Genomic DNA, 20,876 nt, shown 5'->3' with positions numbered 1-20,876 from the left:
ATCGCTAACACATAATACCCATATAGTCGGCCTCTGCCACGGAGCGTAAGTTCTGAGCAGAGGCTGATTTATTTCCCTTCATCAACAACATCAGACACCAAAGCAACAGCCGTACATCACGCTCGCATGTCGCATTTGCACAATGAACTGCTGTGCATATCATGGAAGGACGCGTCATAATATCACTCAGCAAAGCAATAAAGCTGATTTGCAAAGCTGCTTTGACGCAAGAAAAAACAGAAAGGAGGAAAGTCTTGCGACTTCCCTCCCAAGGATATGTTCCGACTACTTGTAATCGGAGTGCTTAGTAAAGAGAGTTTTTTAAACAATACCCTGAGCCATCATAGCATTGGCTACCTTCATGAAACCTGCTACGTTTGCACCCTTCACATAGTCGATATAGCCATCAGCCTGCTTGCCATACTTCACGCACTGCTCATGGATATTAGACATGATGTAGTGGAGTTTCTCATCAACTTCTGCCTCGCTCCAACCCAAACGCATAGAGTTCTGGGTCATTTCAAGACCAGAAGTGGCAACACCACCTGCATTGACAGCCTTACCAGGAGCAAAGAGCTGATGGGCAGCAATGAACTTTTCTGCTGCTTCTGCTGTGCAACCCATGTTAGATACCTCAGCTACGCAGAGTGGCTTGTGGGCCAAAATCTGGTCGGCATCGGCTCCATTGAGTTCGTTCTGAGTAGCACAAGGCAGATAAATGTCAGCCTCGCGCTCCCAAGGCTTCTTGTCTGCGTAGAATTCAGAACCTGCAAACTCTTCGGCATAAGGTGAGCAAATATCGTTACCTGAAGCACGAAGCTCAAGCATATAAGCAATCTTCTCTGCATCCAAACCGGCAGGATCGTAGATATAGCCGTCAGGTCCACTGATAGTGATTACCTTGGCACCAAGTTCGGTAGCCTTCTTGGCGGCACCCCATGCTACGTTGCCGAAGCCTGAAATAGCAACGGTCTTGCCCTTGATGTCGAGACCATGGGTCTGCATCATCTGATTGACGAAGTATAATGCACCAAAGCCTGTTGCTTCTGGACGAATCTTTGAACCGCCCCACTCGATGCCCTTACCGGTAAGAACACCCTGGAATTGATGGGTCAACTTCTTATACTGACCATACAGGAAACCAATTTCACGAGCGCCTACACCGATATCACCAGCGGGAACGTCCTCATCTGGACCAATATGACGATACAGTTCGGTCATGAATGCTTGGCAGAAACGCATCACTTCGTTGTCACTGCGACCACGGATAGAGAAGTCAGAACCTCCCTTACCACCGCCCATAGGCAATGTGGTCAGTGCATTCTTAAATGTCTGCTCAAATCCCAAGAACTTCAAAATACTGAGGTTTACAGAGGGATGGAAGCGCAAACCGCCTTTGTATGGGCCAATGGCGCTATTGTACTGTACTCGATAGCCGATATTTACATGCACCTCACCCTTATCATCAGTCCAAGGAACACGGAAAGTGATAATACGTTCGGGCTCAACAAGACGCTCAATTAACTTCGCGCGCTCAAACTCAGGATGCTGGTTATAGACTTCCTCAATAGAGAGTAACACTTCACGGACTGCCTGTAAGTACTCGGCTTCACCTGGGTGCTTATGTTCCAGGTCTTGCATGATTTTCTCTACATTCATAGTTTTAAGGATTTTATATTTTAGTAACTTTGTTGCAATGTGTCATTAAGACAATGCAAATATAGGTATCTTTCCCGAAACTTCAAAGAAAAATACGAAATATTTTAAAGTCAATGTTTACATTATGTTAATTTTGCACACTTATTTACGCTGTGCACGTACCCAACAATTGTTTTCTATGGGCTTAATAGTTCAAAAAAAGCATCTTTCAACAAGATTATTGAAAGACTACCACACTTCGTACAGCTATCACATTTACGATGGGAATACATCAGATGAATGGAATAGGTATATATCGGATGAATGACGCGTCAGCATGACTCAAAACACATAACGACTGACATTACAATAACACTTATTTGAATAAGAGTGTTACTAATGGAATGCTCAGAATGGAGGCTACAGTGGTAATGAAGGTCATCTCGGTCATCAAAGATGGATTGCGACCGTATTTCATGCAGAACATTGTGCCGAAAGATGCTACGGGCATAGCAATAACAACGGTATTGATATTGTTGATGACATCGCTTACACCACATATCTTGAACAGAAAATAAACGGATAAAGGCACAACTGACAAACGCAAAACGGAGGCTACATATACCTTCGGGCTGCCTACTATCTCTCTTAACGAGAGACGCGCCATAGAAGAACCGATGATCATCAATGAGGCTGGAACTGTAATATTACCTACCATCGTCATGGGACGAGCTATCATAGCAGGGGTATGAATACCGAATGCAACCATTAAGGCGGCTACAAATGCTGCTATCATTGCAGGTGAAAAAAGCAACTTGGGATTGATACTCTTGATACTGTATTCGCCTTTTACAAGCATTACACCGGCGGTAAAGATAAAAAAGGTGTTGGGCATGTTCAATAAGGCTGCGTAAAATACGGCTTTAACACCGAATATCGAAGCAACTATGGGGTATCCAATAAAGCCGACATTGGCAAACATCAATGCAAAACCTATCATCCCACGCGCATCACGATCTTGCGTGATAAAACGCGGAACTAAGAAACCATAGACCAATAACAATATATAGGTAAGAAACCCTGTAACCAACAAAGGAAGAATAAGACTACGATCGGGAATTTCTGAACCCATAACGGACGATAAGATAAGCGCAGGGCACGTCACATCGATTACAATAGCAGATAACTTCTGTTCGAATTTATCACCCATGTAACCCAACTTATAAAGCACATAGCCTAATATCACCATGATGAACAAAATCACCATCACTTCTACATTCTCTATCATACAATCATTATTATTATCTACGGTATCTACACATACTTATGACGATCATTGCTATTCTTTGAATTGCGTTATCTTCTTATTGTAACTAAGACTGGTTCTATCAATGTAGAACAAATGCCATCAATGCAGCAACTAAAGACAGAAAGGACAATAAGATTTCTACCTCAAACATGTTCATTCAAATACCGATTCCGTTTCTTGTTATCCCATACTATCTATAAACTTATTTTTTAGCAGCTATAAAACCATTTGAAAAAAATATGCCGCTTATCATAAAAGGCTGTCATCGCAATTATATGCGTTATGACACCTTTGCAAAAGGACTGTTTTACATATACAGTAGAACAACTTCTTCATTACTTGATGCCACTTATACCATCGTTGAACGGTACCTTCAAGAGATATATAAAGCACTTACATTAGGTTCAAAGTCACAGTTCCATAGCTTAAAGTCCATCGCAACATCATTGATCCTTATATGCCAATACCAAAAGGCAACTTCTCCGATATAATAAGGTGTCTGCGACAATAATTAAAGACAGCGACTTCAATCCGCTAAACATGGTGTATTAAACTTAATATAAGAGATCATAAACCATACATAAAAGCACTGTAACCTGATTGGCTTAATGGCAATAAAAGCAAAAATAACATCTAAAAAAATCCCGCTCACTTTATGTAAGCGGGATTCTACTATTTGATATTAATCGATGATTACTCTGCTTTTGCCTCTTCTGCAGCAGGTGCTTCAGCTACGGGAGCTTCTGCAACAGGTGCCTCAGCGGGAGCCTCAGTCTTAGCAGCAGTTGACTTGCGTGAACGGCGAGTCTTCTTAGCTTCAGACTTAACGGTCTTGGCCATGTTCTCATCAAAGTCAACAAGCTCGATGAAAGCTACAGAAGCAGCGTCACCCTGACGGGTTCCGAGCTTGATGATACGGGTGTAACCACCGGGACGGTCACCAACCTTCTCTGCAACAACTCCGAAGAGCTCTTTCAGAGCTTCCTTATTCTGAAGGTAGCTAAATACTACACGACGTGAATTGGTTGAATCGTCCTTTGAGCGTGTAATCAGGGGCTCAACGTACTTCTTGAGGGCCTTTGCCTTGGCAAGAGTCGTAGTGATTCTTTTGTGCATGATCAGCGAAATAGCCATGTTGGCAAGCATAGCTGCGCGATGATCTGCAGTACGGCTCAAATGATTGAATTTCTTATTGTGTCTCATTTTTCGTTTTTTCTTAGAGGACTAATGGCCTTATTATGCCTGGTCCAGTTTATACTTTGTAATATCGGTTCCAAACGACAGATTCAGACTCTCGAGCAAATCATCAAGCTCAGTGAGCGATTTCTTACCGAAGTTACGGAATTTAAGCAAGTCGGTCTTGTTGTACTGTACAAGATCACCAAGGGTCTCGACATCGGCTGCTTTCAAACAGTTAAGCGCACGAACCGAAAGGTTCATATCTACCAACTTAGTCTTGAGCAACTGACGCATGTGCAATACTTCCTCGTCAAACTCCTGGTTGCCTTCAACATCATTATTCTCCAATGTAATCTTCTCGTCAGAGAAAAGCATGAAGTGATAAATCAATATCTTGGCGGCTTCTTTCAAAGCATCTTTCGGGTGAATGGAACCATCCGTTGTTACTTCAAGCACAAGCTTGTCGTAGTCTGTCTTCTGTTCAACACGATAAGGTTCAACAAAATACTTAACGTTACGGATTGGGGTGTAGATTGAATCGATTGCTATTACATTAACATCGGTACAATACTCACGGTTCTCGTCTGCGGGAACGTAACCACGACCTTTATTAATTGTTAGATCAATCTGCATCGAAGCTTTGGAATCTAAATGACAAATCACCAAATCGGGATTTAACACTTCAAATCCAGTCAGATACTTACCTATATCTCCAGCTTTGAACTCGGTAGAATTCTCAACGGTGATAGAGACTTTTTCGTTCTCGAATTCTTCCACTACTTGCTTGAATCTTACTTGCTTCAGATTCAAGATAATGTTGGTTACATCTTCCTTTACACCAGGTACTGAAGAGAATTCATGCTCAACACCAGCAATACGAATGGTGTTGATTGCATAACCCTCGAGCGATGAAAGAAGAATGCGGCGCAAGGCGTTACCAATGGTTACACCAAAACCTGGCTCAAGAGGACGAAATTCGAACTTGCCGAACTTGTCATTGGCCTCCAACATTACGACTTTATCAGGTTTTTGAAATGCTAATATCGCCATTAATTTAATGATTTATTTAGAGTACAACTGTACGATTAACTGCTCCTTAATGTTCTCAGGAATGTCGGCACGTTCAGGAACGTGGAGATACTTACCACTCTTGGTCTGCTCATCCCATTCAATCCAAGGATATTTGCTGTGGTTGAAACCTGCAAGGGCAGCGTCGATAACCTCGAGAGACTTAGACTTCTCACGAACACCAACAATCTGACCAGGCTTAACAGCATAAGAAGGAATGTTCACAACATTGCCATCAACGATAATGTGCTTGTGGCTAACCAACTGACGGGCAGCGGCACGAGTGGGAGCAATACCCAAGCGGAACACCACATTGTCAAGGCGGCTCTCCAAGTGCTGGAGAAGAACCTCACCGGTGATACCAGCTGCTTTAGCTGACTTCTCGAACAAATTACGGAACTGACGCTCAAGAACACCATAGGTGTACTTGGCTTTCTGCTTCTCTGCCAACATGACAGCATACTCCGACTGTTTGCGACGGCGATTGTTGCCATGCTGTCCCGGAGGGAAGTTCCTGCGGGACAAAACTTTGTCTGCGCCGAAGATGGCTTCACCAAATCGACGAGCAATTTTTGATTTCGGTCCAATATATCTTGCCATAATCTTAATAGATGTCTAATAAATAATAATAATGTTCCTTTCAATTATACACGACGACGCTTCGGAGGACGACATCCGTTGTGTGGCAGTGGAGTTGCATCGATAATCTCGATAACCTCAATTCCTGCACCATGCACCGCACGGATAGCTGACTCACGACCGTTACCGGGACCTTTCACATAGGCCTTAACCTTGCGAAGACCAAGGTCAAAAGCGACCTTTGCACAATCCTCAGCAGCCATCTGTGCAGCATAAGGAGTGTTCTTTTTAGAACCACGGAAACCCATTTTACCTGCTGAAGACCAAGAAATAACCTGACCCTCATCGTTGGCTAATGATACAATAATGTTATTGAAAGAACTGTGTACGTGAAGCTGACCAAGGGCATTTACTTTCACGTTTCTTTTCTTTGAAGTGACTGTTTTCTTTGCCATAATTCTTAATTCTTAACTGTTACTGATTTTTGTGAATTGTGAATTACTTCGTGGCCTTCTTCTTGTTTGCAACAGTCTTCTTCTTACCCTTGCGGGTACGTGCATTGTTCTTGGTGCTCTGACCACGAACAGGAAGACCGTGACGATGACGGACACCACGATAGCAACCAATATCCATCAGTCGCTTGATATTCAACTGGATCTCACTACGAAGATCACCTTCTACTTTGAATTCAGCACCGATAATCTCACGGATCTTGGCTGCCTGGTCGTCACTCCATTCGCTGACTTTCAGGTCGCGGCTCACGCCGGCCTTGTCCAAAATCTTTGCTGAACTACTTCGACCAATACCATAGATATAGGTCAATGCGATTTCGCCACGCTTCTCTTGGGGCAAATCTACTCCAACAATTCTAATTGCCATTTGTTACTTAAAATAAATAATTAAAATTCGAATTTCTGCTAAAAAGCATGCAAAGATACACAGAATTTGCGAAACTTCATGTATCCTTTATGCTTATTTAACATTAGCCCTGACGCATTTTATACTTAGGGTTCTTCTTGTTGATAACGAACAGACGTCCCTTACGACGTACAATCTTGCACTCTGGGGTACGTTTTTTCAATGATGCTCTTGTCTTCATTATAATTTTCTCCTTATTTATTTGTATCTAAATACAATTCGTCCTTTAGTAAGATCGTAGGGGCTCATCTCAACCTTCACCTTGTCTCCGGGAAGAATTTTGATATAATGCATACGCATCTTACCAGAAATGTGTGCTATAATGGGCACACCATTTGCCAATTCAACTCGGAACATTGCGTTGGACAATGCCTCGACAATTGTACCATCTTGCTCAATAGCGCCTTGTTTTGCCATACTAATATTGTTTTCCTTCTATCGTTTCAACTTCTTCAAATGAGGATAAAATTTCAGCCTTGCCTTTTCTAATTGCTATGGTATGCTCAAAGTGTGCAGCAGGTTTACCATCTCGAGTACGAATGGTCCACTTATCGGCATCAAGCCAAATTTCGCGTTTTCCCATCGTTATCATCGGTTCAATCGCTATACACATATTGGCCTTCAAGAGAATACCGTTTCCTCTACGACCATAATTAGGTACAGGAGGATCTTCATGCATCTCATGACCAATACCATGACCGGTTAACTCACGGACAACACCGTAATTTTGTACTTCACAATGATCTTGAACAGCACTGCTGATGTCACCCAAATGATTTCCTGCAACTGCATTTTCAATGCCTTTGTACAAAGATTCTTTAGTTGTGCGAAGTAATTTCTTAACTTCATCACTGACTTCTCCAACGCAGAACGTATAGCAAGAGTCACCGCAAAATCCATTCAATAACGTACCACAATCAATGGAGATTATATCACCTTCCTTTAATACGGTCTGTGCATTAGGTACTCCATGAACTACGACATCATTGACTGATGTACAAATACTGGCAGGGAACGGCCCTCCATATGGATTTGGAAATCCCTTAAAAGTCGGAATAGCTCCATGGTCACGGATAAATTCCTCTGCCATCTGATCCAACTGAAGGGTCGTTACGCCAGGCTTAATATATTTCGCAAGATGCCCGAGCGTTTTACCAACAAGTTGGTTAGCATCGCGCATCAAGTTTATTTCGTCCTCTGTTTTTAGAAATATCTTCATACAGATTAGTAGGCTGCTACACCGCCTCGTCCATGAATACGGCCAGAACTCAATAGTCCATCGTAGTGTTTCATCAACAAGTGACTCTCAATCTGCTGGAGTGTATCAATAACAACACCAACAAGAATCAACAAAGATGTTCCACCAAAGAACTGAGAGAAGGCATCCTGAACATTCAACAATCCAGCCAAAGCGGGCATAACAGCAATGAAAGCAATAAACAACGAACCAGGGAATGTGATACGTGACATAATAGTGTCGATGTAATCAGCAGTCGGTTTTCCAGGCTTAATACCAGGAATAAATCCATTGTTACGTTTCATATCCTCAGCCATTTGGGTTGGATTAAGCGTAATAGCTGTATAGAAATAGGTGAATAGAATGATAAGAACTGCAAAGATAATATTGTAAGTCCAACTGTGATGATTCAACAACGAACGAACAAACCAACTTGCATTCTCAGGAGCTGCATACTGCACAAATGCCAAGGGGATGAACATCAATGCCTGAGCAAAGATAATTGGCATCACATTGGCGGCAAACAACTTGAGTGGGATGTACTGACGTGCACCACCAACCTGACTATTACCTACAAGACGTTTTGCGTACTGTACGGGAATCTTACGAACTCCCTGTACCAGAATGATAGATGCGCAAACAACTGCATAGAGAATGATAATCTCTACAAGGAACATCACAAGTCCACCACTGGTAATAGCGGTAAAACGCGAGCCTACTTCCTGGATGAAAGCTTGAGGCAGACGTGCGATGATACCAATCATAATGATTAGAGAAATACCATTGCCTATACCTTTATCTGTAATGCGCTCACCCAACCAAAGGATGAACATACTTCCTGCTGCGAGAATAAAACATGCGGGGATTGAGAAAATCGTCCAGTTGATTCCCGAGGCCAAAGCTTGACCAGCCTGCATTTTCAAGTTAATGAGATAACTCGGTGCCTGAAACAGCAGGATACCTACTGTCAGATACCGAGTATAAGTCATTATCTTTTTGCGGCCACTCTCGCCTTCACGCTGCATCTTTTGGAAATAAGGTACAGCAACAGCAAGAAGCTGCATAACGATAGAAGCAGAGATGTAAGGCATGATTCCAAGCGCAAAAATTGATGCGTTGGAAAATGCACCACCGGAGAACATATCCAAAAGTGACATAAGGCCACCTTGAGTTTGTGACTGCAGTTTGTCGAGCATGCTAGGATTAATACCAGGCAGAACTACGAACGAACCAAAACGGTATATTGCTACAAACAAGAAGGTGATGAGGATGCGCTGACGCAAATCCTCAATCTTCCAAATGTTCTTCAGTGTCTCTATAAACTTCTTCATCTTTTTTAGATAATTGTTGCGTTACCACCTACTGCCTTGATTGCTTCTTCGGCAGTTTTTGAGAATGCATTAGCTTCTACATCTACCTTGGCTTTCAGTTCACCGTTTCCGAGAACCTTAACCAACTCTTTACCATTGGTAAGACCTGCTTCAACGAGTTCAGCAACACCAATCTTGGCATAACCATGCTTTTCAGCAAGCTTCTGAAGTGTAGAAAGGTTTACTGCGAAATACTCCTTGTGGTTGATATTTTTGAAACCAGCCTTAGGAACACGGCGCTGAAGAGGCATCTGACCACCTTCGAAACCAATCTTTCTCTTGTAACCTGAACGAGCCTTTGCACCCTTGTGTCCACGCGTAGAAGTACCACCAAGACCTGAACCGGGACCACGTCCGATTCGACGGCTTGAATGTGTAGAGCCTTCAGCGGGCTTTAAAGTATGAAGTTTCATATTCGAATCTGTTTAATAAATGATAATTAATCGATAACAGTCACTAAGTGATGGACTTTACGTACCATACCACGGATGACAGGAGTATCCTCCACCTCAACTACCTGAGAGATCTTGCGAAGGCCAAGAGCCTGAAGAGTACGCTTCTGATCTACAGGGTAACCGATTTTGCTTTTAATTTGCTTAATCTTAATTGTTGCCATAGTTAATATCTCCTTATTATCCTCTAAATACTTTATCCATACTGATTCCACGTGTGCCGGCAATAGTATAAGCATCACGAATCTGGCTCAAAGCAACGATTGTTGCCTTAACCAAGTTGTGAGGGTTAGAAGAACCCTTTGACTTGGCCAGAATATCCTTAATACCTACGCTCTCAAGCACAGCACGCATAGCACCACCGGCAACAAGACCGGTACCAGCAGCAGCAGGCTTCAAGAAGACCTGAGCACCACTGTAACGTGCTTCCATCTCGTGAGGAATGGTTCCCTTGAGTACGGGAACCTTTACAAGATTCTTCTTGGCTGCTTCTACACCCTTGGCGATAGCTGCGGTAACTTCACCAGCTTTGCCAAGACCCCAACCAATGATACCGTTGCCGTCACCGACAACAACAATGGCTGCGAAAGTAAAGGTGCGACCTCCCTTAGTTACTTTGGTAACACGGTTGATGGCAACCAATCTGTCTTTCAACTCAACGTCACTATTTACTTTAACTTTATTTATTGCCATAATCGTTTAGAAATTAAGTCCACCTTTACGAGCTGCATCAGCCAAAGACTTTACTCGGCCATGATAGAGATAACCGTTACGGTCAAAGACCACGCTTTCAACGCCAGCCTCCTTGGCCTTCTGGGCTACCAATTCGCCAACCTTCTCAGCCTGTTCGATCTTAGGCATAGCCTCAAGACCGAGAGAAGATGCAGATGCAAGAGTTTTACCTTCCAAATCATTTATCACCTGAGCATAAATCTGCTTGTTACTACGGAAAACGCTCAAGCGGGGACGCTCGGCTGTGCCGAAAACGTTCTTACGAATTCTGTATTTGATCTTAATTCGTCTTTCTACTTTCTTTGTTGTCATAATCTTCAATTCGTTTAATGATTATTACTTAGCTGAAGCTGACTTACCCGATTTACGACGGATAACCTCGCCCTTGAACAAGATACCCTTTCCTTTATAAGGTTCAGGCATACGGAAAGAACGAATCTTAGCACAGATGAGTCCGAGCAACTGTTTGTCGCAAGACTCAAGTACAATCTGAGGATTCTGGTTGCGCTCAGACTTAGTCTCAACCTTTACTTCACTTGGAAGCTGAAGGAAAATGGGGTGAGTATAACCGAGAGAGAACTCGATAAGATTACCCTGGTTTGAAACACGATAACCTACACCGATCAGTTCCATTTCCTTCTTATAACCTTCACTTACACCAACAACCATGTTGTGTACAAGGGCACGGTAAAGACCATGGAAAGCCTGTTTCTGTTTGAGATTAACAGGACTATTCTCGTCAATTTCGAAAGAAACGTGACCATCAGCAATAGTCACCTTGATAGAAGAATCAACCTTTTGAGAGAGTTCACCCTTGGGACCCTTAACGGTTACAATTCCATCCTGACCCTGAGCTACAGTAACACCAGCAGGAATACTAATTGGCAATTTACCTATTCTTGACATATGCTATTCCTCCAATTTAATATACATAACAAAGTATTTCGCCACCAATCTTCAAATCAGAAGCTTCTTTGTCTGTCATTACACCTTGGGATGTAGATAAGATTGCAATACCTAATCCGTTAATAACTCTCGGCATGTCTTTGTAGCCAGTGTATTTGCGAAGACCTGGAGTCGATACGCGTTTCAAACACTTAATGGCATTTGCCTTTGTTGCAGGGTCATACTTCAAAGCAACTTTGATACTTCCCTGAGGTCCATCTTCTACGAACTTGTAGTTCAAGATGTAACCCTTCTCGAAGAGGATCTTAGTGATTTCCTTCTTCAAGTTAGACGCAGGAACTTCAACAACACGGTGATGAGCCATAATTGCGTTTCTGAGTCTTGTCAGATAATCTGCTATTGGATCTGTCATAAAATAAAATGTTTAATTAATCGGGACAACCCCGACAATATTAAATAAATAATCTCTTTCGATTCAAATGTTGATTACCAACTTGCTTTCTTTACGCCTGGAATCAGACCGTTTGAGGCCATCTCACGGAACTGAATACGCGACAGTCCAAACTGACGCATATAACCTTTGGGGCGTCCTGTAATCTTGCAACGGTTGTGCAGACGGATAGGATTAGCATTCTTAGGAATGCTTTGAAGTTTACGAGCTGCCTCGTAAGCTTCTGCGGGATCCTCTGTTGTTGCGATGATTTTCTTCAGGGCAGCACGTTTCTCGGCGTATTGAGCAACCATCTTAGCACGCTTTACCTCGCGAGCCTTCATAGATTCTTTTGCCATATCTATTAATCTTTTTTAGCGTTTTTGAATGGCAGACCGAAAGCTTTGAGGAGAGCATAACCTTCTTCGTCGGTAGTAGCCGAAGTAACGAAGGTAATGTTCATACCCTGGATGCGGTCCACTGAGTCAATGTTGATTTCAGGGAAGATAATCTGCTCCTGAACACCAAGAGTATAGTTACCACGACCATCAAACTTGCTTTCGATACCCTTGAAGTCACGGATACGAGGCAAAGCAACACGTACGAGTCTCTCAAGGAACTCATACATACGCTCACGACGCAAAGTTACCATAACACCGATAGGCATCTTCTTACGAAGTTTGAAGTTAGCAATATCCTTCTTGGAATAGGTTGCAACGGCCTTCTGTCCAGCGATAGTAGAAATTTCATTGATAGCAACATCAATGATTTTCTTATCCTGAGTTGCATCACCCAAACCCTGGTTGATAACAATTTTCTTCAGGACAGGAATCTGCATGGCTGAAGTGTAGTTGAACTGCTTCTGGAGAGCTGGAGCAATTTTCTCCTTATACTCTTTCTTTAACTGTGCTGTATCCATTACTTAATTTCCTCCCCTGACTTTTTAGAGACACGGATTACGTTTTTGCCATCATGTTTGATAGAAACACGAGTAGGCTTACCGCTCTTCGGGTCAATCAGACTAATATTTGAGATATGAATAGGAGCTTCTTGCTTGATAATACCTCCCTGAGGGTTCTGGGCATTAGGCTTAGTGCTTTTAGAAACCATATTGACTCCTTCAACAATAGCCTTTTCTTCCTTTACCAAGACTTTGAGCACCTTTCCCTTGCTGTTTTTATTCTTACCAGCGAGGACGATTACCTCATCACCTTTTTTAATATGTAACTTACTCATTTCTTTAATACTTTATAATGTTAAAGAACCTCAGGTGCCAGTGAAACGACCTTCATATTTACAGCACGCAACTCACGTGCAACAGGACCGAAAATACGGCTTCCGCGGAGCTCACCAGCATTGTTCAAAAGCACACAAGCATTATCGTCGAAACGGATATAAGAACCATCAGCACGACGAATCTCTTTCTTTGTGCGAACAACCAAAGCCTTTGATACTGCACCCTTTTTAACATCACTAGTAGGGATGGCGTTCTTGATAGCAACAACGATCACATCACCTACACTTGCATAACGACGGCGTGTACCACCCAATACACGAATGCAAAGGGCCTCGCGAGCGCCGCTGTTGTCTGCTACTGTCAGTCTTGATTCTGCTTGTATCATAATTACTTAGCTTTTTCTACGATTTGTACTAATCTCCATCTCTTTGTCTTCGACAAGGGACGGGTCTCCATAACAAGAACGGTGTCACCTACGTTGCACTCGTTATTCTCATCATGAGCATGGTACTTCTTTGTCTTCTGGACAAACTTACCATAAATAGGGTGCTTCTCTTTGAACTTAGCGGCAATAACAATGGTTTTATCCATTTTGTTGCTGATGACAACACCCTGTCTTGTCTTTCTTAAATTTCTTGTTTCCATCTGAACCATTATTATTTGTTAAGTTCTCTTTGACGGAGCTCCGTCTTCATACGCGCGATATCACGACGTGCTGCTTTAATCTGAGATGGATTTTCCACAGGAGTTACTGCATGATTAATCTTCATCATGTTGTACTTGGCAACTTCAGTCTCCAATTTCTCGGCCAATTCTTTGGTCTCGAGCTCTTTGATTTCCTTTGTCTTCATAAATTAAGCGTTTTTATCGTAATCACGTCGAACAACAAACTTAGTCTTAACAGGCAACTTCTGAGCGCCGAGGCGAAGAGCCTCTTTGGCTGTCTCAAAAGGAACACCTTCAACCTCGAAGAGGATGCGTCCGGGAGTTACCGGAGCAACCCATCCTGCGGGGTCACCTTTACCTTTACCCATACGTACATCAGCAGGCTTGCGGGTGATAGGTTTGTCGGGGAAGATGCGGATCCATACCTGACCTTCACGGTTCATATAACGGTTGATAGCAACACGGGCTGCCTCAATCTGACGGCTGTCAATCCACTTGGCGTCAAGTGTCTTGATACCGAAAGAACCGAAGGCCAGTTGCGTACCTCTGTGAGCGTTGCCTTTATTGCCACGTCCATCTTGAGGTCTTCTATATCTTACTCTCTTAGGCTGTAACATGTTAGCTTCTTACTTTAACGTTAATTACTTTTTTCTATTACGGAACTTTCTGCCACCATTGTTACCACCATTAGAGCGACCCATGCCTTTCTCCTGAGTGAAGTTTGGAGCCAGATCAACCTTACCGTAAACTTCTCCACGGCAAATCCAAACCTTCAATCCCAGCAGTCCAACTTTTGTAAGAGCCTCTGCCTGGCAGTAGTCAATATCAGCACGGAAAGTGTGGAGTGGAGTACGACCTTCTTTGATCATTTCGCTGCGTGCAATTTCAGCACCGTTCAAACGACCGGAGATCTGTACTTTAATACCTTCTGCTCCTGCACGCATGGTGTTGGCAACAGCCATCTTGATAGCACGGCGGTAAGCGATTTTGCCTTCTATCTGGCGAGCGATGTTGTTGGCAACGATTGTTGCATCGAGCTCAGGTCTCTTCACTTCGAAGATATTGATTTGAATCTCTTTATCATAGAGCTTCTTCAGTTCCTCTTTCAATTTATCGACATCCTGTCCACCTTTACCAATGACAATACCGGGGCGAGCGGTACAAATAGTAATGGTAACGAGCTTCAATGTACGTTCGATGACAATTTTTGATACGCTAGCTTTAGCCAGACGTTCGTTGAGGTACTTGCGGATTTTCTGATCCTCTACCAAGTTATCTCCGAAGTCCTTGCCTCCGAACCAATTTGAATCCCAACCTTTGATAATTCCAAGACGGTTGCTAATTGGATTTATTTTCTGTCCCATACTTATTATTTATCATTAGTTTTAGCATCAACAAACAGAGTAACGTGGTTAGAACGCTTACGAATGCGGTATCCACGACCCTGAGGTGCCGGTCTCATACGTTTCATTGTAACACCTTCATCAACGAAGACGCGTGTTACGTAAAGTTCGCCATCTTCAGCCTTGCGATCGTTTTTGGCTTCCCAGTTGGCAATAGCTGAACGCAAAAGTTTCTCAACGTCAGCCGAAGCGGCCTTCTTCGAGAATCTCAGTACGCCAAGTGCACGATTAACTTCCATGCCTCGAATCATATCAACGACATAGCGCATCTTGCGTGGAGAAGAAGGAACACCTTTCAGCTTTGCAAAATACTGTGTCTTTTTGGCTTCTTGTCTTTTATTAGCCGCAATTTTTTTTCTTGCTCCCATTATTTTATTCTTTTTATTTCTGGTGGATTAGCCTGTTATTTCTTATTACCAGCATGTCCGCCGAAGCGACGAGTGGGGGCAAACTCTCCGAGCTTGTGACCAACCATGTTTTCAGTAATGTAAACAGGAATGAACTTATTTCCGTTGTGAACTGCAACTGTATGTCCCACGAAATCGGGGGAAATCATTGAAGCTCTAGCCCATGTCTTAACGACACTCTTTTTGCCACTCTCATTCATGGCAAGAACTTTCTTCTCGAGAGATACGTTGATGTAAGGGCCTTTTTTTAATGAACGACTCATAATTTACTCTAATTAACTTCGTGATTACTTCTTGTTAGCTCTTTCAATAATATACTTGTTTGAAAGCTTCTTAGGTGCACGAGTCTTGAGACCCTTAGCGTACAAGCCCTTGCGTGAACGTGGGTGACCTCCAGACTGACGTCCTTCACCACCACCCATTGGGTGATCATGCGGGTTCATAACAACACCACGGTTGTGAGGACGACGGCCCAACCAGCGTGAGCGACCAGCCTTACCAGACTGCTCAAGTGCGTGGTCAGAGTTTCCTACACTACCTACTGTAGCCTTACAAGCAGAGAGAATCTGACGAGTCTCTCCTGAAGGAAGCTTAATTACACAATAACTGCCCTCACGAGAAGTCAACTGAGCGAAATTACCAGCCGAACGAACGAGCTTAGCACCTTGACCGGGACGCATCTCAATGTTGTGGATGACGGTACCAACGGGAATGTTAGCCAATGGGAGTGCATTACCTACCTCAGGCGCTGCATCCTCTCCTGACATCAAGGTTGCACCAACCTGCAGTCCGTTAGGAGCAATGATATAACGTTTTTCACCATCAGCATAGAAAAGCAATGCAATACGAGCCGAACGGTTCGGATCGTATTCAATTGTCTTTACTACGGCTGGAACACCATCTTTCTCTCGCTTGAAGTCGACCAAACGATACTTCTTCTTGTGACCACCGCCCATATAACGAACGGTCATCTTACCGGTGTTGTTTCGACCACCGGTAGAACGCTTACCGTAAACGAGAGACTTCTCTGGCACGGATGCAGTAATATCCTCGAACGTGCCAATAATCTTGTGTCTTTGACCCGGAGTAACGGGTTTAAATTTACGTACTGCCATTTTTTATTTTAAATATTGCTATAAAAATCAATAGTGTCGCCCTCCTTAAGAGTAACGATTGCCTTCTTGAACGCATTCTTCTGGCCTCTCACGAGTCCTGCCTTGGTGTAACGCTGAGAGCGCTTGCCGGCATAGCGAAGTGTGTTCACATTCTCTACTGTAACATTATACAGAGCTTCGATCTCTGACTTAATCTCAAGCTTTTTGGCTTCAGGCTTTACGATAAAACCGTATTTAGCCTGAGCCTTCTTAGTAACCATCTCACCCTTGTGGGCACCGGTCTTAGCCTTGAAAGTTCTGTCAGCAGAAGACTTCTCTGTGATATTATTCATTTTCTCTGAAATCAGAGGCTTGATGATATATGTCATATTCTATGTCTCCTTTATTTGTTTAAAACAGCCTCGATAGCCTTGAGCGAATTCTCAGTGATCACCATCACATCAGCATTCAAAACTTTGTATGTATTGAGCTGTGCTGCAAGGGCAATTTCAGAGCGCTGCAAATTACGAGCTGACAAATATACATTTTTATTTGCTTCTGGCAAAACCATCAGCAGTTTTTTGCCCTCAACTTTAAGATTTTTAGCAACTTTTATGAAATCTTTAGTTTTTGGAGCCTCAAAATTGAAGTCTTCAACAACAATGATTGCATTCTCCTGTGCCTTGTAAGACAGAGCAGACTTACGTGCAAGAACCTTTACTTTTTTGTTGAGTTTGAAACGATAGTCACGCGGACGGGGACCGAATACGCGACCACCACCACGCAACAGAGGAGAGTTAATATCACCATGACGTGCACCGCCGCCACCTTTCTGACGACCGAGCTTACGGGTTGAACCTGCATGCTCACTTCTTTCCTTAGCCTTATGTGTACCCTGACGCTGGTTAGCGAGATACTGCTTTACGTCCAAATAAAGAACGTGGTCATTTGGTTCAATTCCGAAGATAGATTCGTTTAACGTAACCTTTCTTCCGGTCTCCTGACCATTGATATCTAATACGTTAATTTCCATTGCTTACTTCTGAATTAAAACGGTTGAACCATTACAACCAGCAACACTACCTTTGACAAGGATAAGATTGTGTTCCGGTATTACTTTCAATACTTTGAGATTCTGCGTGGTTACGCGCTCACTACCCATGTGACCGCCCATGCGCATTCCCTTAAACACCTTAGCGGGGTACGAACAAGCACCGATAGAACCTGGCTTACGTGCGCGGTCATCCTGACCGTGGGTAGCCTGACCAACACCACCGAAGCCATGACGCTTCATAACGCCCTGGAAGCCCTTACCCTTAGAAGTTCCTACAACGTCAACGAAGTCATTGTCGCTAAACAACTCTACAGTGATAACATCACCGAGATTATGCTCTTCGTCAAATTTGAACTCGGCCAAGTGAGCCTTAGGTGTTGTACCTGCTTTCTTGAATACACCTTGCATAGCCTTAGTGGTGTTCTTTTCTTTCTTGTCACCAAAGGCCAGCTGAAGGGCAGCATAACCGTCTTTCTCGACGGTCTTTACTTGAGTAACAACACAAGGACCGGCTTCGATAACAGTGCACGGTACATTCTTACCGTCGGCACTGAATACGGATGTCATTCCGATTTTCTTTCCAATTAATCCTGGCATTTCAATTACTTTTTAATAATAATAAATAAATTCGTTTTTGTATCTTACTTAATCGTTACTAGACCTTGATCTCAACTTCAACACCGCTGGGGAGTTCGAGCTTCATCAAAGCATCAACAGTTTTTGCTGTAGAGCTATAGATGTCAATCAGACGTTTGTAATCTGAGAGCTGGAACTGCTCGCGAGATTTCTTGTTAACGAAGGTTGAACGGTTAACAGTGAAGATGCGCTTGTGGGTTGGCAAGGGGATAGGACCGCTGATGATAGCGCCTGTAGCCTTAACAGCTTTCACGATTTTCTCTGCAGACTTGTCAACCAACTTGTGATCATAAGACTTCAGCTTGATACGAATTTTCTGACTCATTTGTCTTGAATTATAAATTGATGAATAAAAATATTGAAAGGAGGCCGCTAAAGAGTCATTTGCTCAGCGGCACTCCTAAATTGCATTATACGAGATCGGCACGTCCCTTAACTTCCTCGAGCACAGCCTTAGCCAATGTGCTTGACAGAGGAGCGTGGTGATCATATTCCATAGAACTGGTTGCACGACCAGAAGTAATGGTACGGAGAGCGGTTACATAACCGAACATCTCTGACAGAGGTACCTGAGCCTTAACGATGCGAGCACCGCTGCGACCTTCTTCCATTCCTTCTACCTGGCCACGACGCTTGTTCAAGTCACCGATCACGTCACCCATGTTCTCCTCTGGAGTAACAACTTCGAGTTTCATGATAGGCTCCATAAGTACGGGCTTAGCCTGTGCACAAGCTTCCTTATAAGCCATTTGAGCGGCGATTTCGAATGAGAGCTGGTCAGAGTCAACTGGGTGGAACGAACCGTCAACAACAACTACCTTAAGTGAATCAACGGGGTAACCACCGAGGATACCGTTCTTCATGGCTGTCTCAAATCCTTTCTGGATTGATGGAATGAATTCCTTAGGAATGTTACCACCCTTAACTTCGTTGACGAACTGAAGTCCACCATTCTCCTTGATATCCCAATCGTCATCAACTGGTCCAACATTAACAATGATGTCAGCGAACTTACCGCGACCACCTGACTGCTTCTTATAAACCTCACGGAGGTTAACCGTCTTGGTGATGGCTTCTTTGTAGTTAACCTGAGGCTTACCCTGGTTACATTCTACTTTGAATTCGCGCTTCAGACGGTCGATGATAATATCGAGGTGAAGCTCACCCATACCTGAGATAATAGTCTGACCACTCTGCTCATCAGTACGGACAGTAAAGGTTGGGTCTTCCTCGGCAAGCTTAGCAAGACCATTGTCAAGCTTAGCAATGTCGGCCTGTGACTTAGGTTCTACGGCAATAGAAATCACAGTATCAGGGAAACTCATAGACTCAAGTACGATAGGATGATCTTCATCACAGAGAGTATCACCAGTACGGATATCCTTGAAACCAACACCCGCACCGATATCACCAGCGTCGATAGACTCCATAGGAATTTCCTTGTTTGAGTTCATCTGGAACAGACGGCTGATACGCTCTTTCTTACCTGAACGTGGATTGTAAACGTAAGAACCAGCTTTTACGCTACCTGAGTAAACGCGGAAGAATACCAGACGGCCCATGTATGGGTCGGTAGCAATCTTGAACGCAAGAGCTGAAGTAGGCTCTGTCTCGCTGGGCTTACGATCTTCTTCCTCATCAGTATCAGGGTTAGTACCCTTAACTACCTCAATGTCGATAGGAGATGGGAGGAATGCACAAACATAGTCGAGCAGAGGCTGTACGCCCTTGTTCTTATATGAAGAACCACAAACCATAGGAGTGCAGGCCATGCTTACACAACCCTTACGGATAGCGGCGATAACCTCATCCTCAGTGATTGAGTTAGGATCATCAAAGTATTTCTCCATCAAGGCCTCATCATATTCAGCGGCAGCTTCAAGCAGCTTATTACGCCACTCGTCGCACTCATCCTGAAGATCAGCAGGAATTTCCTCTAAATCATATTCAGCACCCATGGTCTCGTCGTGCCACAGGATAGCCTTCATCTTGATAAGGTCAACCACACCTTTAAAGTTCTCCTCAGCACCAATGGGCACCTGGATAACTACAGGGTTAGCACCAAGAATGTCGCGCATCTGCTGTACAGTCTCAAAGAAGTCAGCACCAGAACGGTCCATCTTGTTTACATAACCGATACGTGGAACATTGTACTTATCTGCCTGACGCCAAACAGTTTCTGACTGAGGCTGTACACCGTCAGCAGCACTATAAGTAGCAACAGCTCCGTCAAGAACACGCAGTGAACGCTCAACCTCAGCAGTGAAGTCAACGTGTCCTGGAGTGTCAATCAAGTTGATTTTGAATGATTTACCCTGCCAAGTCCAGTTACAGGTAGTAGCAGCAGAGGTAATAGTGATACCACGCTCCTGCTCCTGAGCCATCCAGTCCATGGTAGCAGCGCCATCGTGCACCTCACCAATCTTATGAGTCTTTCCTGTATAGAAAAGGATACGCTCAGAAGTAGTGGTTTTACCGGCATCGATGTGAGCCATAATACCGATATTACGAGTCAAATGTAAGTCGCGATTTGCCATTTCTTTCTTCTCCTTGTATTATAA

34 protein-coding genes are annotated in these 20,876 nt (G+C 43.5%); all 34 read right to left on the bottom strand.

Annotated features, from left to right (window positions below; genetic code table 11):
- Positions 1 to 4: 4 nt before the first annotated feature.
- Complete coding sequence (locus tag CIK93_RS13625) at positions 5 to 178, bottom strand: hypothetical protein (RefSeq protein ID WP_158215012.1); 174 nt, start codon at positions 176 to 178, stop codon at positions 5 to 7.
- Between the two features lie 143 nt (positions 179 to 321).
- Positions 322 to 1,659: an NADP-specific glutamate dehydrogenase gene (gene gdhA, locus CIK93_RS05505; RefSeq protein ID WP_094391174.1), complete on the bottom strand. Its 1,338-nt coding sequence runs from the start codon at positions 1,657 to 1,659 to the stop codon at positions 322 to 324.
- A gap of 355 nt (positions 1,660 to 2,014) precedes the next feature.
- On the bottom strand, positions 2,015 to 2,926 hold the full coding sequence (locus CIK93_RS05500; protein WP_094391173.1) for an AEC family transporter: 912 nt from the start codon (positions 2,924 to 2,926) through the stop codon (positions 2,015 to 2,017).
- A gap of 714 nt (positions 2,927 to 3,640) precedes the next feature.
- Positions 3,641 to 4,150 (bottom strand): 50S ribosomal protein L17, encoded by a 510-nt coding sequence (gene rplQ, locus CIK93_RS05495; protein ID WP_094391172.1) that lies wholly within the window; start codon positions 4,148 to 4,150, stop codon positions 3,641 to 3,643.
- A 33-nt stretch (positions 4,151 to 4,183) separates the two neighbouring features.
- Entirely contained in the window at positions 4,184 to 5,176 is a 993-nt protein-coding gene (locus tag CIK93_RS05490; protein ID WP_094391171.1) for a DNA-directed RNA polymerase subunit alpha, read from the bottom strand.
- 12 nt (positions 5,177 to 5,188) lie between these two features.
- Entirely contained in the window at positions 5,189 to 5,794 is a 606-nt protein-coding gene (gene rpsD, locus CIK93_RS05485; protein WP_094446795.1) for a 30S ribosomal protein S4, read from the bottom strand.
- Positions 5,795 to 5,838: 44 nt separating this feature from the next.
- The gene (gene rpsK, locus CIK93_RS05480) at positions 5,839 to 6,228 is read right to left on the bottom strand and encodes a 30S ribosomal protein S11 (RefSeq protein WP_094391169.1); all 390 of its coding nucleotides are present in this window, start codon (positions 6,226 to 6,228) and stop codon (positions 5,839 to 5,841) included.
- Positions 6,229 to 6,271: 43 nt separating this feature from the next.
- The gene (gene rpsM / locus CIK93_RS05475; RefSeq protein WP_092067126.1) at positions 6,272 to 6,652 is read right to left on the bottom strand and encodes a 30S ribosomal protein S13; all 381 of its coding nucleotides are present in this window, start codon (positions 6,650 to 6,652) and stop codon (positions 6,272 to 6,274) included.
- Positions 6,653 to 6,755: 103 nt separating this feature from the next.
- A complete protein-coding gene (gene rpmJ / locus CIK93_RS05470) occupies positions 6,756 to 6,872 on the bottom strand; it encodes a 50S ribosomal protein L36 (RefSeq protein ID WP_094391167.1) in 117 nt (38 codons plus the stop codon).
- 17 nt (positions 6,873 to 6,889) lie between these two features.
- Positions 6,890 to 7,108 carry a translation initiation factor IF-1 gene (gene infA, locus CIK93_RS05465; RefSeq protein ID WP_094391166.1) on the bottom strand — a complete coding sequence of 73 codons (219 nt, stop codon included), beginning with the start codon at positions 7,106 to 7,108 and terminating at the stop codon, positions 6,890 to 6,892.
- Between the two features lies 1 nt (position 7,109).
- Positions 7,110 to 7,910, bottom strand: coding sequence for a type I methionyl aminopeptidase (gene map / locus CIK93_RS05460; RefSeq protein WP_094446794.1), 801 nt, complete (start codon positions 7,908 to 7,910; stop codon positions 7,110 to 7,112).
- A gap of 5 nt (positions 7,911 to 7,915) precedes the next feature.
- Positions 7,916 to 9,259, bottom strand: a complete 1,344-nt coding sequence (gene secY, locus CIK93_RS05455) for a preprotein translocase subunit SecY (protein WP_094434392.1) — start codon at positions 9,257 to 9,259, stop codon at positions 7,916 to 7,918.
- Between the two features lie 5 nt (positions 9,260 to 9,264).
- Entirely contained in the window at positions 9,265 to 9,711 is a 447-nt protein-coding gene (gene rplO, locus CIK93_RS05450) for a 50S ribosomal protein L15 (protein WP_094391163.1), read from the bottom strand.
- A gap of 26 nt (positions 9,712 to 9,737) precedes the next feature.
- Positions 9,738 to 9,914, bottom strand: coding sequence for a 50S ribosomal protein L30 (rpmD, locus tag CIK93_RS05445; RefSeq protein WP_094391162.1), 177 nt, complete (start codon positions 9,912 to 9,914; stop codon positions 9,738 to 9,740).
- Between the two features lie 16 nt (positions 9,915 to 9,930).
- Positions 9,931 to 10,443, bottom strand: coding sequence for a 30S ribosomal protein S5 (gene rpsE / locus CIK93_RS05440; protein WP_094391161.1), 513 nt, complete (start codon positions 10,441 to 10,443; stop codon positions 9,931 to 9,933).
- A gap of 6 nt (positions 10,444 to 10,449) precedes the next feature.
- Positions 10,450 to 10,794, bottom strand: a complete 345-nt coding sequence (rplR, locus tag CIK93_RS05435) for a 50S ribosomal protein L18 (protein WP_094434390.1) — start codon at positions 10,792 to 10,794, stop codon at positions 10,450 to 10,452.
- Positions 10,795 to 10,818: 24 nt separating this feature from the next.
- Positions 10,819 to 11,388, bottom strand: a complete 570-nt coding sequence (gene rplF, locus CIK93_RS05430; protein WP_094391159.1) for a 50S ribosomal protein L6 — start codon at positions 11,386 to 11,388, stop codon at positions 10,819 to 10,821.
- Between the two features lie 16 nt (positions 11,389 to 11,404).
- Positions 11,405 to 11,800 (bottom strand): 30S ribosomal protein S8, encoded by a 396-nt coding sequence (gene rpsH / locus CIK93_RS05425; RefSeq protein ID WP_094391158.1) that lies wholly within the window; start codon positions 11,798 to 11,800, stop codon positions 11,405 to 11,407.
- A 74-nt stretch (positions 11,801 to 11,874) separates the two neighbouring features.
- Complete coding sequence (gene rpsN, locus CIK93_RS05420; protein WP_094391157.1) at positions 11,875 to 12,177, bottom strand: 30S ribosomal protein S14; 303 nt, start codon at positions 12,175 to 12,177, stop codon at positions 11,875 to 11,877.
- Positions 12,178 to 12,182: 5 nt separating this feature from the next.
- The gene (gene rplE / locus CIK93_RS05415; RefSeq protein ID WP_094391156.1) at positions 12,183 to 12,737 is read right to left on the bottom strand and encodes a 50S ribosomal protein L5; all 555 of its coding nucleotides are present in this window, start codon (positions 12,735 to 12,737) and stop codon (positions 12,183 to 12,185) included.
- Positions 12,737 to 13,054, bottom strand: a complete 318-nt coding sequence (gene rplX, locus CIK93_RS05410) for a 50S ribosomal protein L24 (protein WP_094391155.1) — start codon at positions 13,052 to 13,054, stop codon at positions 12,737 to 12,739. Before rplX ends, rplE begins: the two co-directional genes overlap by 1 nt.
- 20 nt (positions 13,055 to 13,074) lie before the next feature.
- On the bottom strand, positions 13,075 to 13,440 hold the full coding sequence (rplN, locus tag CIK93_RS05405) for a 50S ribosomal protein L14 (protein ID WP_094391154.1): 366 nt from the start codon (positions 13,438 to 13,440) through the stop codon (positions 13,075 to 13,077).
- Positions 13,441 to 13,442: 2 nt separating this feature from the next.
- Entirely contained in the window at positions 13,443 to 13,709 is a 267-nt protein-coding gene (gene rpsQ / locus CIK93_RS05400) for a 30S ribosomal protein S17 (protein ID WP_094391153.1), read from the bottom strand.
- 2 nt (positions 13,710 to 13,711) lie between these two features.
- Positions 13,712 to 13,906, bottom strand: coding sequence for a 50S ribosomal protein L29 (gene rpmC / locus CIK93_RS05395; RefSeq protein WP_094391152.1), 195 nt, complete (start codon positions 13,904 to 13,906; stop codon positions 13,712 to 13,714).
- Positions 13,907 to 13,909: 3 nt separating this feature from the next.
- Positions 13,910 to 14,338, bottom strand: a complete 429-nt coding sequence (gene rplP / locus CIK93_RS05390) for a 50S ribosomal protein L16 (protein WP_091960123.1) — start codon at positions 14,336 to 14,338, stop codon at positions 13,910 to 13,912.
- Positions 14,339 to 14,362: 24 nt separating this feature from the next.
- Positions 14,363 to 15,085 (bottom strand): 30S ribosomal protein S3, encoded by a 723-nt coding sequence (rpsC, locus tag CIK93_RS05385; protein ID WP_094391151.1) that lies wholly within the window; start codon positions 15,083 to 15,085, stop codon positions 14,363 to 14,365.
- Positions 15,086 to 15,090: 5 nt separating this feature from the next.
- On the bottom strand, positions 15,091 to 15,492 hold the full coding sequence (gene rplV / locus CIK93_RS05380) for a 50S ribosomal protein L22 (protein WP_094391150.1): 402 nt from the start codon (positions 15,490 to 15,492) through the stop codon (positions 15,091 to 15,093).
- Between the two features lie 35 nt (positions 15,493 to 15,527).
- Positions 15,528 to 15,794, bottom strand: a complete 267-nt coding sequence (rpsS, locus tag CIK93_RS05375) for a 30S ribosomal protein S19 (RefSeq protein ID WP_094391149.1) — start codon at positions 15,792 to 15,794, stop codon at positions 15,528 to 15,530.
- A gap of 24 nt (positions 15,795 to 15,818) precedes the next feature.
- Complete coding sequence (gene rplB, locus CIK93_RS05370) at positions 15,819 to 16,646, bottom strand: 50S ribosomal protein L2 (RefSeq protein WP_094391148.1); 828 nt, start codon at positions 16,644 to 16,646, stop codon at positions 15,819 to 15,821.
- An 8-nt stretch (positions 16,647 to 16,654) separates the two neighbouring features.
- Positions 16,655 to 17,014 carry a 50S ribosomal protein L23 gene (gene rplW / locus CIK93_RS05365; RefSeq protein WP_094391147.1) on the bottom strand — a complete coding sequence of 120 codons (360 nt, stop codon included), beginning with the start codon at positions 17,012 to 17,014 and terminating at the stop codon, positions 16,655 to 16,657.
- Positions 17,015 to 17,028: 14 nt separating this feature from the next.
- Positions 17,029 to 17,658 (bottom strand): 50S ribosomal protein L4, encoded by a 630-nt coding sequence (rplD, locus tag CIK93_RS05360; RefSeq protein ID WP_094446793.1) that lies wholly within the window; start codon positions 17,656 to 17,658, stop codon positions 17,029 to 17,031.
- A gap of 3 nt (positions 17,659 to 17,661) precedes the next feature.
- The gene (gene rplC / locus CIK93_RS05355) at positions 17,662 to 18,276 is read right to left on the bottom strand and encodes a 50S ribosomal protein L3 (RefSeq protein WP_094391145.1); all 615 of its coding nucleotides are present in this window, start codon (positions 18,274 to 18,276) and stop codon (positions 17,662 to 17,664) included.
- Positions 18,277 to 18,334: 58 nt separating this feature from the next.
- Positions 18,335 to 18,640, bottom strand: coding sequence for a 30S ribosomal protein S10 (rpsJ, locus tag CIK93_RS05350; protein ID WP_027448969.1), 306 nt, complete (start codon positions 18,638 to 18,640; stop codon positions 18,335 to 18,337).
- Positions 18,641 to 18,725: 85 nt separating this feature from the next.
- Positions 18,726 to 20,852, bottom strand: a complete 2,127-nt coding sequence (gene fusA / locus CIK93_RS05345) for an elongation factor G (protein WP_094434388.1) — start codon at positions 20,850 to 20,852, stop codon at positions 18,726 to 18,728.
- Positions 20,853 to 20,876 lie beyond the last annotated feature (24 nt).

This window comes from Prevotella sp. P3-92 (assembly GCF_002251205.1).
In the GTDB taxonomy this organism is placed as follows: Bacteria; Bacteroidota; Bacteroidia; order Bacteroidales; family Bacteroidaceae; genus Prevotella.
Note: the sequence above shows the minus strand (reverse complement) of the source record. Positions and strands in the feature narration are given on the sequence as shown.

What these genes read in the sequence shown, in the direction of transcription:
- CIK93_RS13625 (WP_158215012.1), bottom strand. Translation starts at nt 178, where the DNA reads ATGACGCGTCCTTCCATGATATGCACAGCAGTTCATTGTGCAAATGCG.
- gdhA (WP_094391174.1), bottom strand. Translation starts at nt 1,659, where the DNA reads ATGAATGTAGAGAAAATCATGCAAGACCTGGAACATAAGCACCCAGGT.
- CIK93_RS05500 (WP_094391173.1), bottom strand. Translation starts at nt 2,926, where the DNA reads ATGATAGAGAATGTAGAAGTGATGGTGATTTTGTTCATCATGGTGATA.
- rplQ (WP_094391172.1), bottom strand. Translation starts at nt 4,150, where the DNA reads ATGAGACACAATAAGAAATTCAATCATTTGAGCCGTACTGCAGATCAT.
- CIK93_RS05490 (WP_094391171.1), bottom strand. Translation starts at nt 5,176, where the DNA reads ATGGCGATATTAGCATTTCAAAAACCTGATAAAGTCGTAATGTTGGAG.
- rpsD (WP_094446795.1), bottom strand. Translation starts at nt 5,794, where the DNA reads ATGGCAAGATATATTGGACCGAAATCAAAAATTGCTCGTCGATTTGGT.
- rpsK (WP_094391169.1), bottom strand. Translation starts at nt 6,228, where the DNA reads ATGGCAAAGAAAACAGTCACTTCAAAGAAAAGAAACGTGAAAGTAAAT.
- rpsM (WP_092067126.1), bottom strand. Translation starts at nt 6,652, where the DNA reads ATGGCAATTAGAATTGTTGGAGTAGATTTGCCCCAAGAGAAGCGTGGC.
- rpmJ (WP_094391167.1), bottom strand. Translation starts at nt 6,872, where the DNA reads ATGAAGACAAGAGCATCATTGAAAAAACGTACCCCAGAGTGCAAGATT.
- infA (WP_094391166.1), bottom strand. Translation starts at nt 7,108, where the DNA reads ATGGCAAAACAAGGCGCTATTGAGCAAGATGGTACAATTGTCGAGGCA.
- map (WP_094446794.1), bottom strand. Translation starts at nt 7,910, where the DNA reads ATGAAGATATTTCTAAAAACAGAGGACGAAATAAACTTGATGCGCGAT.
- secY (WP_094434392.1), bottom strand. Translation starts at nt 9,259, where the DNA reads ATGAAGAAGTTTATAGAGACACTGAAGAACATTTGGAAGATTGAGGAT.
- rplO (WP_094391163.1), bottom strand. Translation starts at nt 9,711, where the DNA reads ATGAAACTTCATACTTTAAAGCCCGCTGAAGGCTCTACACATTCAAGC.
- rpmD (WP_094391162.1), bottom strand. Translation starts at nt 9,914, where the DNA reads ATGGCAACAATTAAGATTAAGCAAATTAAAAGCAAAATCGGTTACCCT.
- rpsE (WP_094391161.1), bottom strand. Translation starts at nt 10,443, where the DNA reads ATGGCAATAAATAAAGTTAAAGTAAATAGTGACGTTGAGTTGAAAGAC.
- rplR (WP_094434390.1), bottom strand. Translation starts at nt 10,794, where the DNA reads ATGACAACAAAGAAAGTAGAAAGACGAATTAAGATCAAATACAGAATT.
- rplF (WP_094391159.1), bottom strand. Translation starts at nt 11,388, where the DNA reads ATGTCAAGAATAGGTAAATTGCCAATTAGTATTCCTGCTGGTGTTACT.
- rpsH (WP_094391158.1), bottom strand. Translation starts at nt 11,800, where the DNA reads ATGACAGATCCAATAGCAGATTATCTGACAAGACTCAGAAACGCAATT.
- rpsN (WP_094391157.1), bottom strand. Translation starts at nt 12,177, where the DNA reads ATGGCAAAAGAATCTATGAAGGCTCGCGAGGTAAAGCGTGCTAAGATG.
- rplE (WP_094391156.1), bottom strand. Translation starts at nt 12,737, where the DNA reads ATGGATACAGCACAGTTAAAGAAAGAGTATAAGGAGAAAATTGCTCCA.
- rplX (WP_094391155.1), bottom strand. Translation starts at nt 13,054, where the DNA reads ATGAGTAAGTTACATATTAAAAAAGGTGATGAGGTAATCGTCCTCGCT.
- rplN (WP_094391154.1), bottom strand. Translation starts at nt 13,440, where the DNA reads ATGATACAAGCAGAATCAAGACTGACAGTAGCAGACAACAGCGGCGCT.
- rpsQ (WP_094391153.1), bottom strand. Translation starts at nt 13,709, where the DNA reads ATGGTTCAGATGGAAACAAGAAATTTAAGAAAGACAAGACAGGGTGTT.
- rpmC (WP_094391152.1), bottom strand. Translation starts at nt 13,906, where the DNA reads ATGAAGACAAAGGAAATCAAAGAGCTCGAGACCAAAGAATTGGCCGAG.
- rplP (WP_091960123.1), bottom strand. Translation starts at nt 14,338, where the DNA reads ATGTTACAGCCTAAGAGAGTAAGATATAGAAGACCTCAAGATGGACGT.
- rpsC (WP_094391151.1), bottom strand. Translation starts at nt 15,085, where the DNA reads ATGGGACAGAAAATAAATCCAATTAGCAACCGTCTTGGAATTATCAAA.
- rplV (WP_094391150.1), bottom strand. Translation starts at nt 15,492, where the DNA reads ATGGGAGCAAGAAAAAAAATTGCGGCTAATAAAAGACAAGAAGCCAAA.
- rpsS (WP_094391149.1), bottom strand. Translation starts at nt 15,794, where the DNA reads ATGAGTCGTTCATTAAAAAAAGGCCCTTACATCAACGTATCTCTCGAG.
- rplB (WP_094391148.1), bottom strand. Translation starts at nt 16,646, where the DNA reads ATGGCAGTACGTAAATTTAAACCCGTTACTCCGGGTCAAAGACACAAG.
- rplW (WP_094391147.1), bottom strand. Translation starts at nt 17,014, where the DNA reads ATGACATATATCATCAAGCCTCTGATTTCAGAGAAAATGAATAATATC.
- rplD (WP_094446793.1), bottom strand. Translation starts at nt 17,658, where the DNA reads ATGGAAATTAACGTATTAGATATCAATGGTCAGGAGACCGGAAGAAAG.
- rplC (WP_094391145.1), bottom strand. Translation starts at nt 18,276, where the DNA reads ATGCCAGGATTAATTGGAAAGAAAATCGGAATGACATCCGTATTCAGT.
- rpsJ (WP_027448969.1), bottom strand. Translation starts at nt 18,640, where the DNA reads ATGAGTCAGAAAATTCGTATCAAGCTGAAGTCTTATGATCACAAGTTG.
- fusA (WP_094434388.1), bottom strand. Translation starts at nt 20,852, where the DNA reads ATGGCAAATCGCGACTTACATTTGACTCGTAATATCGGTATTATGGCT.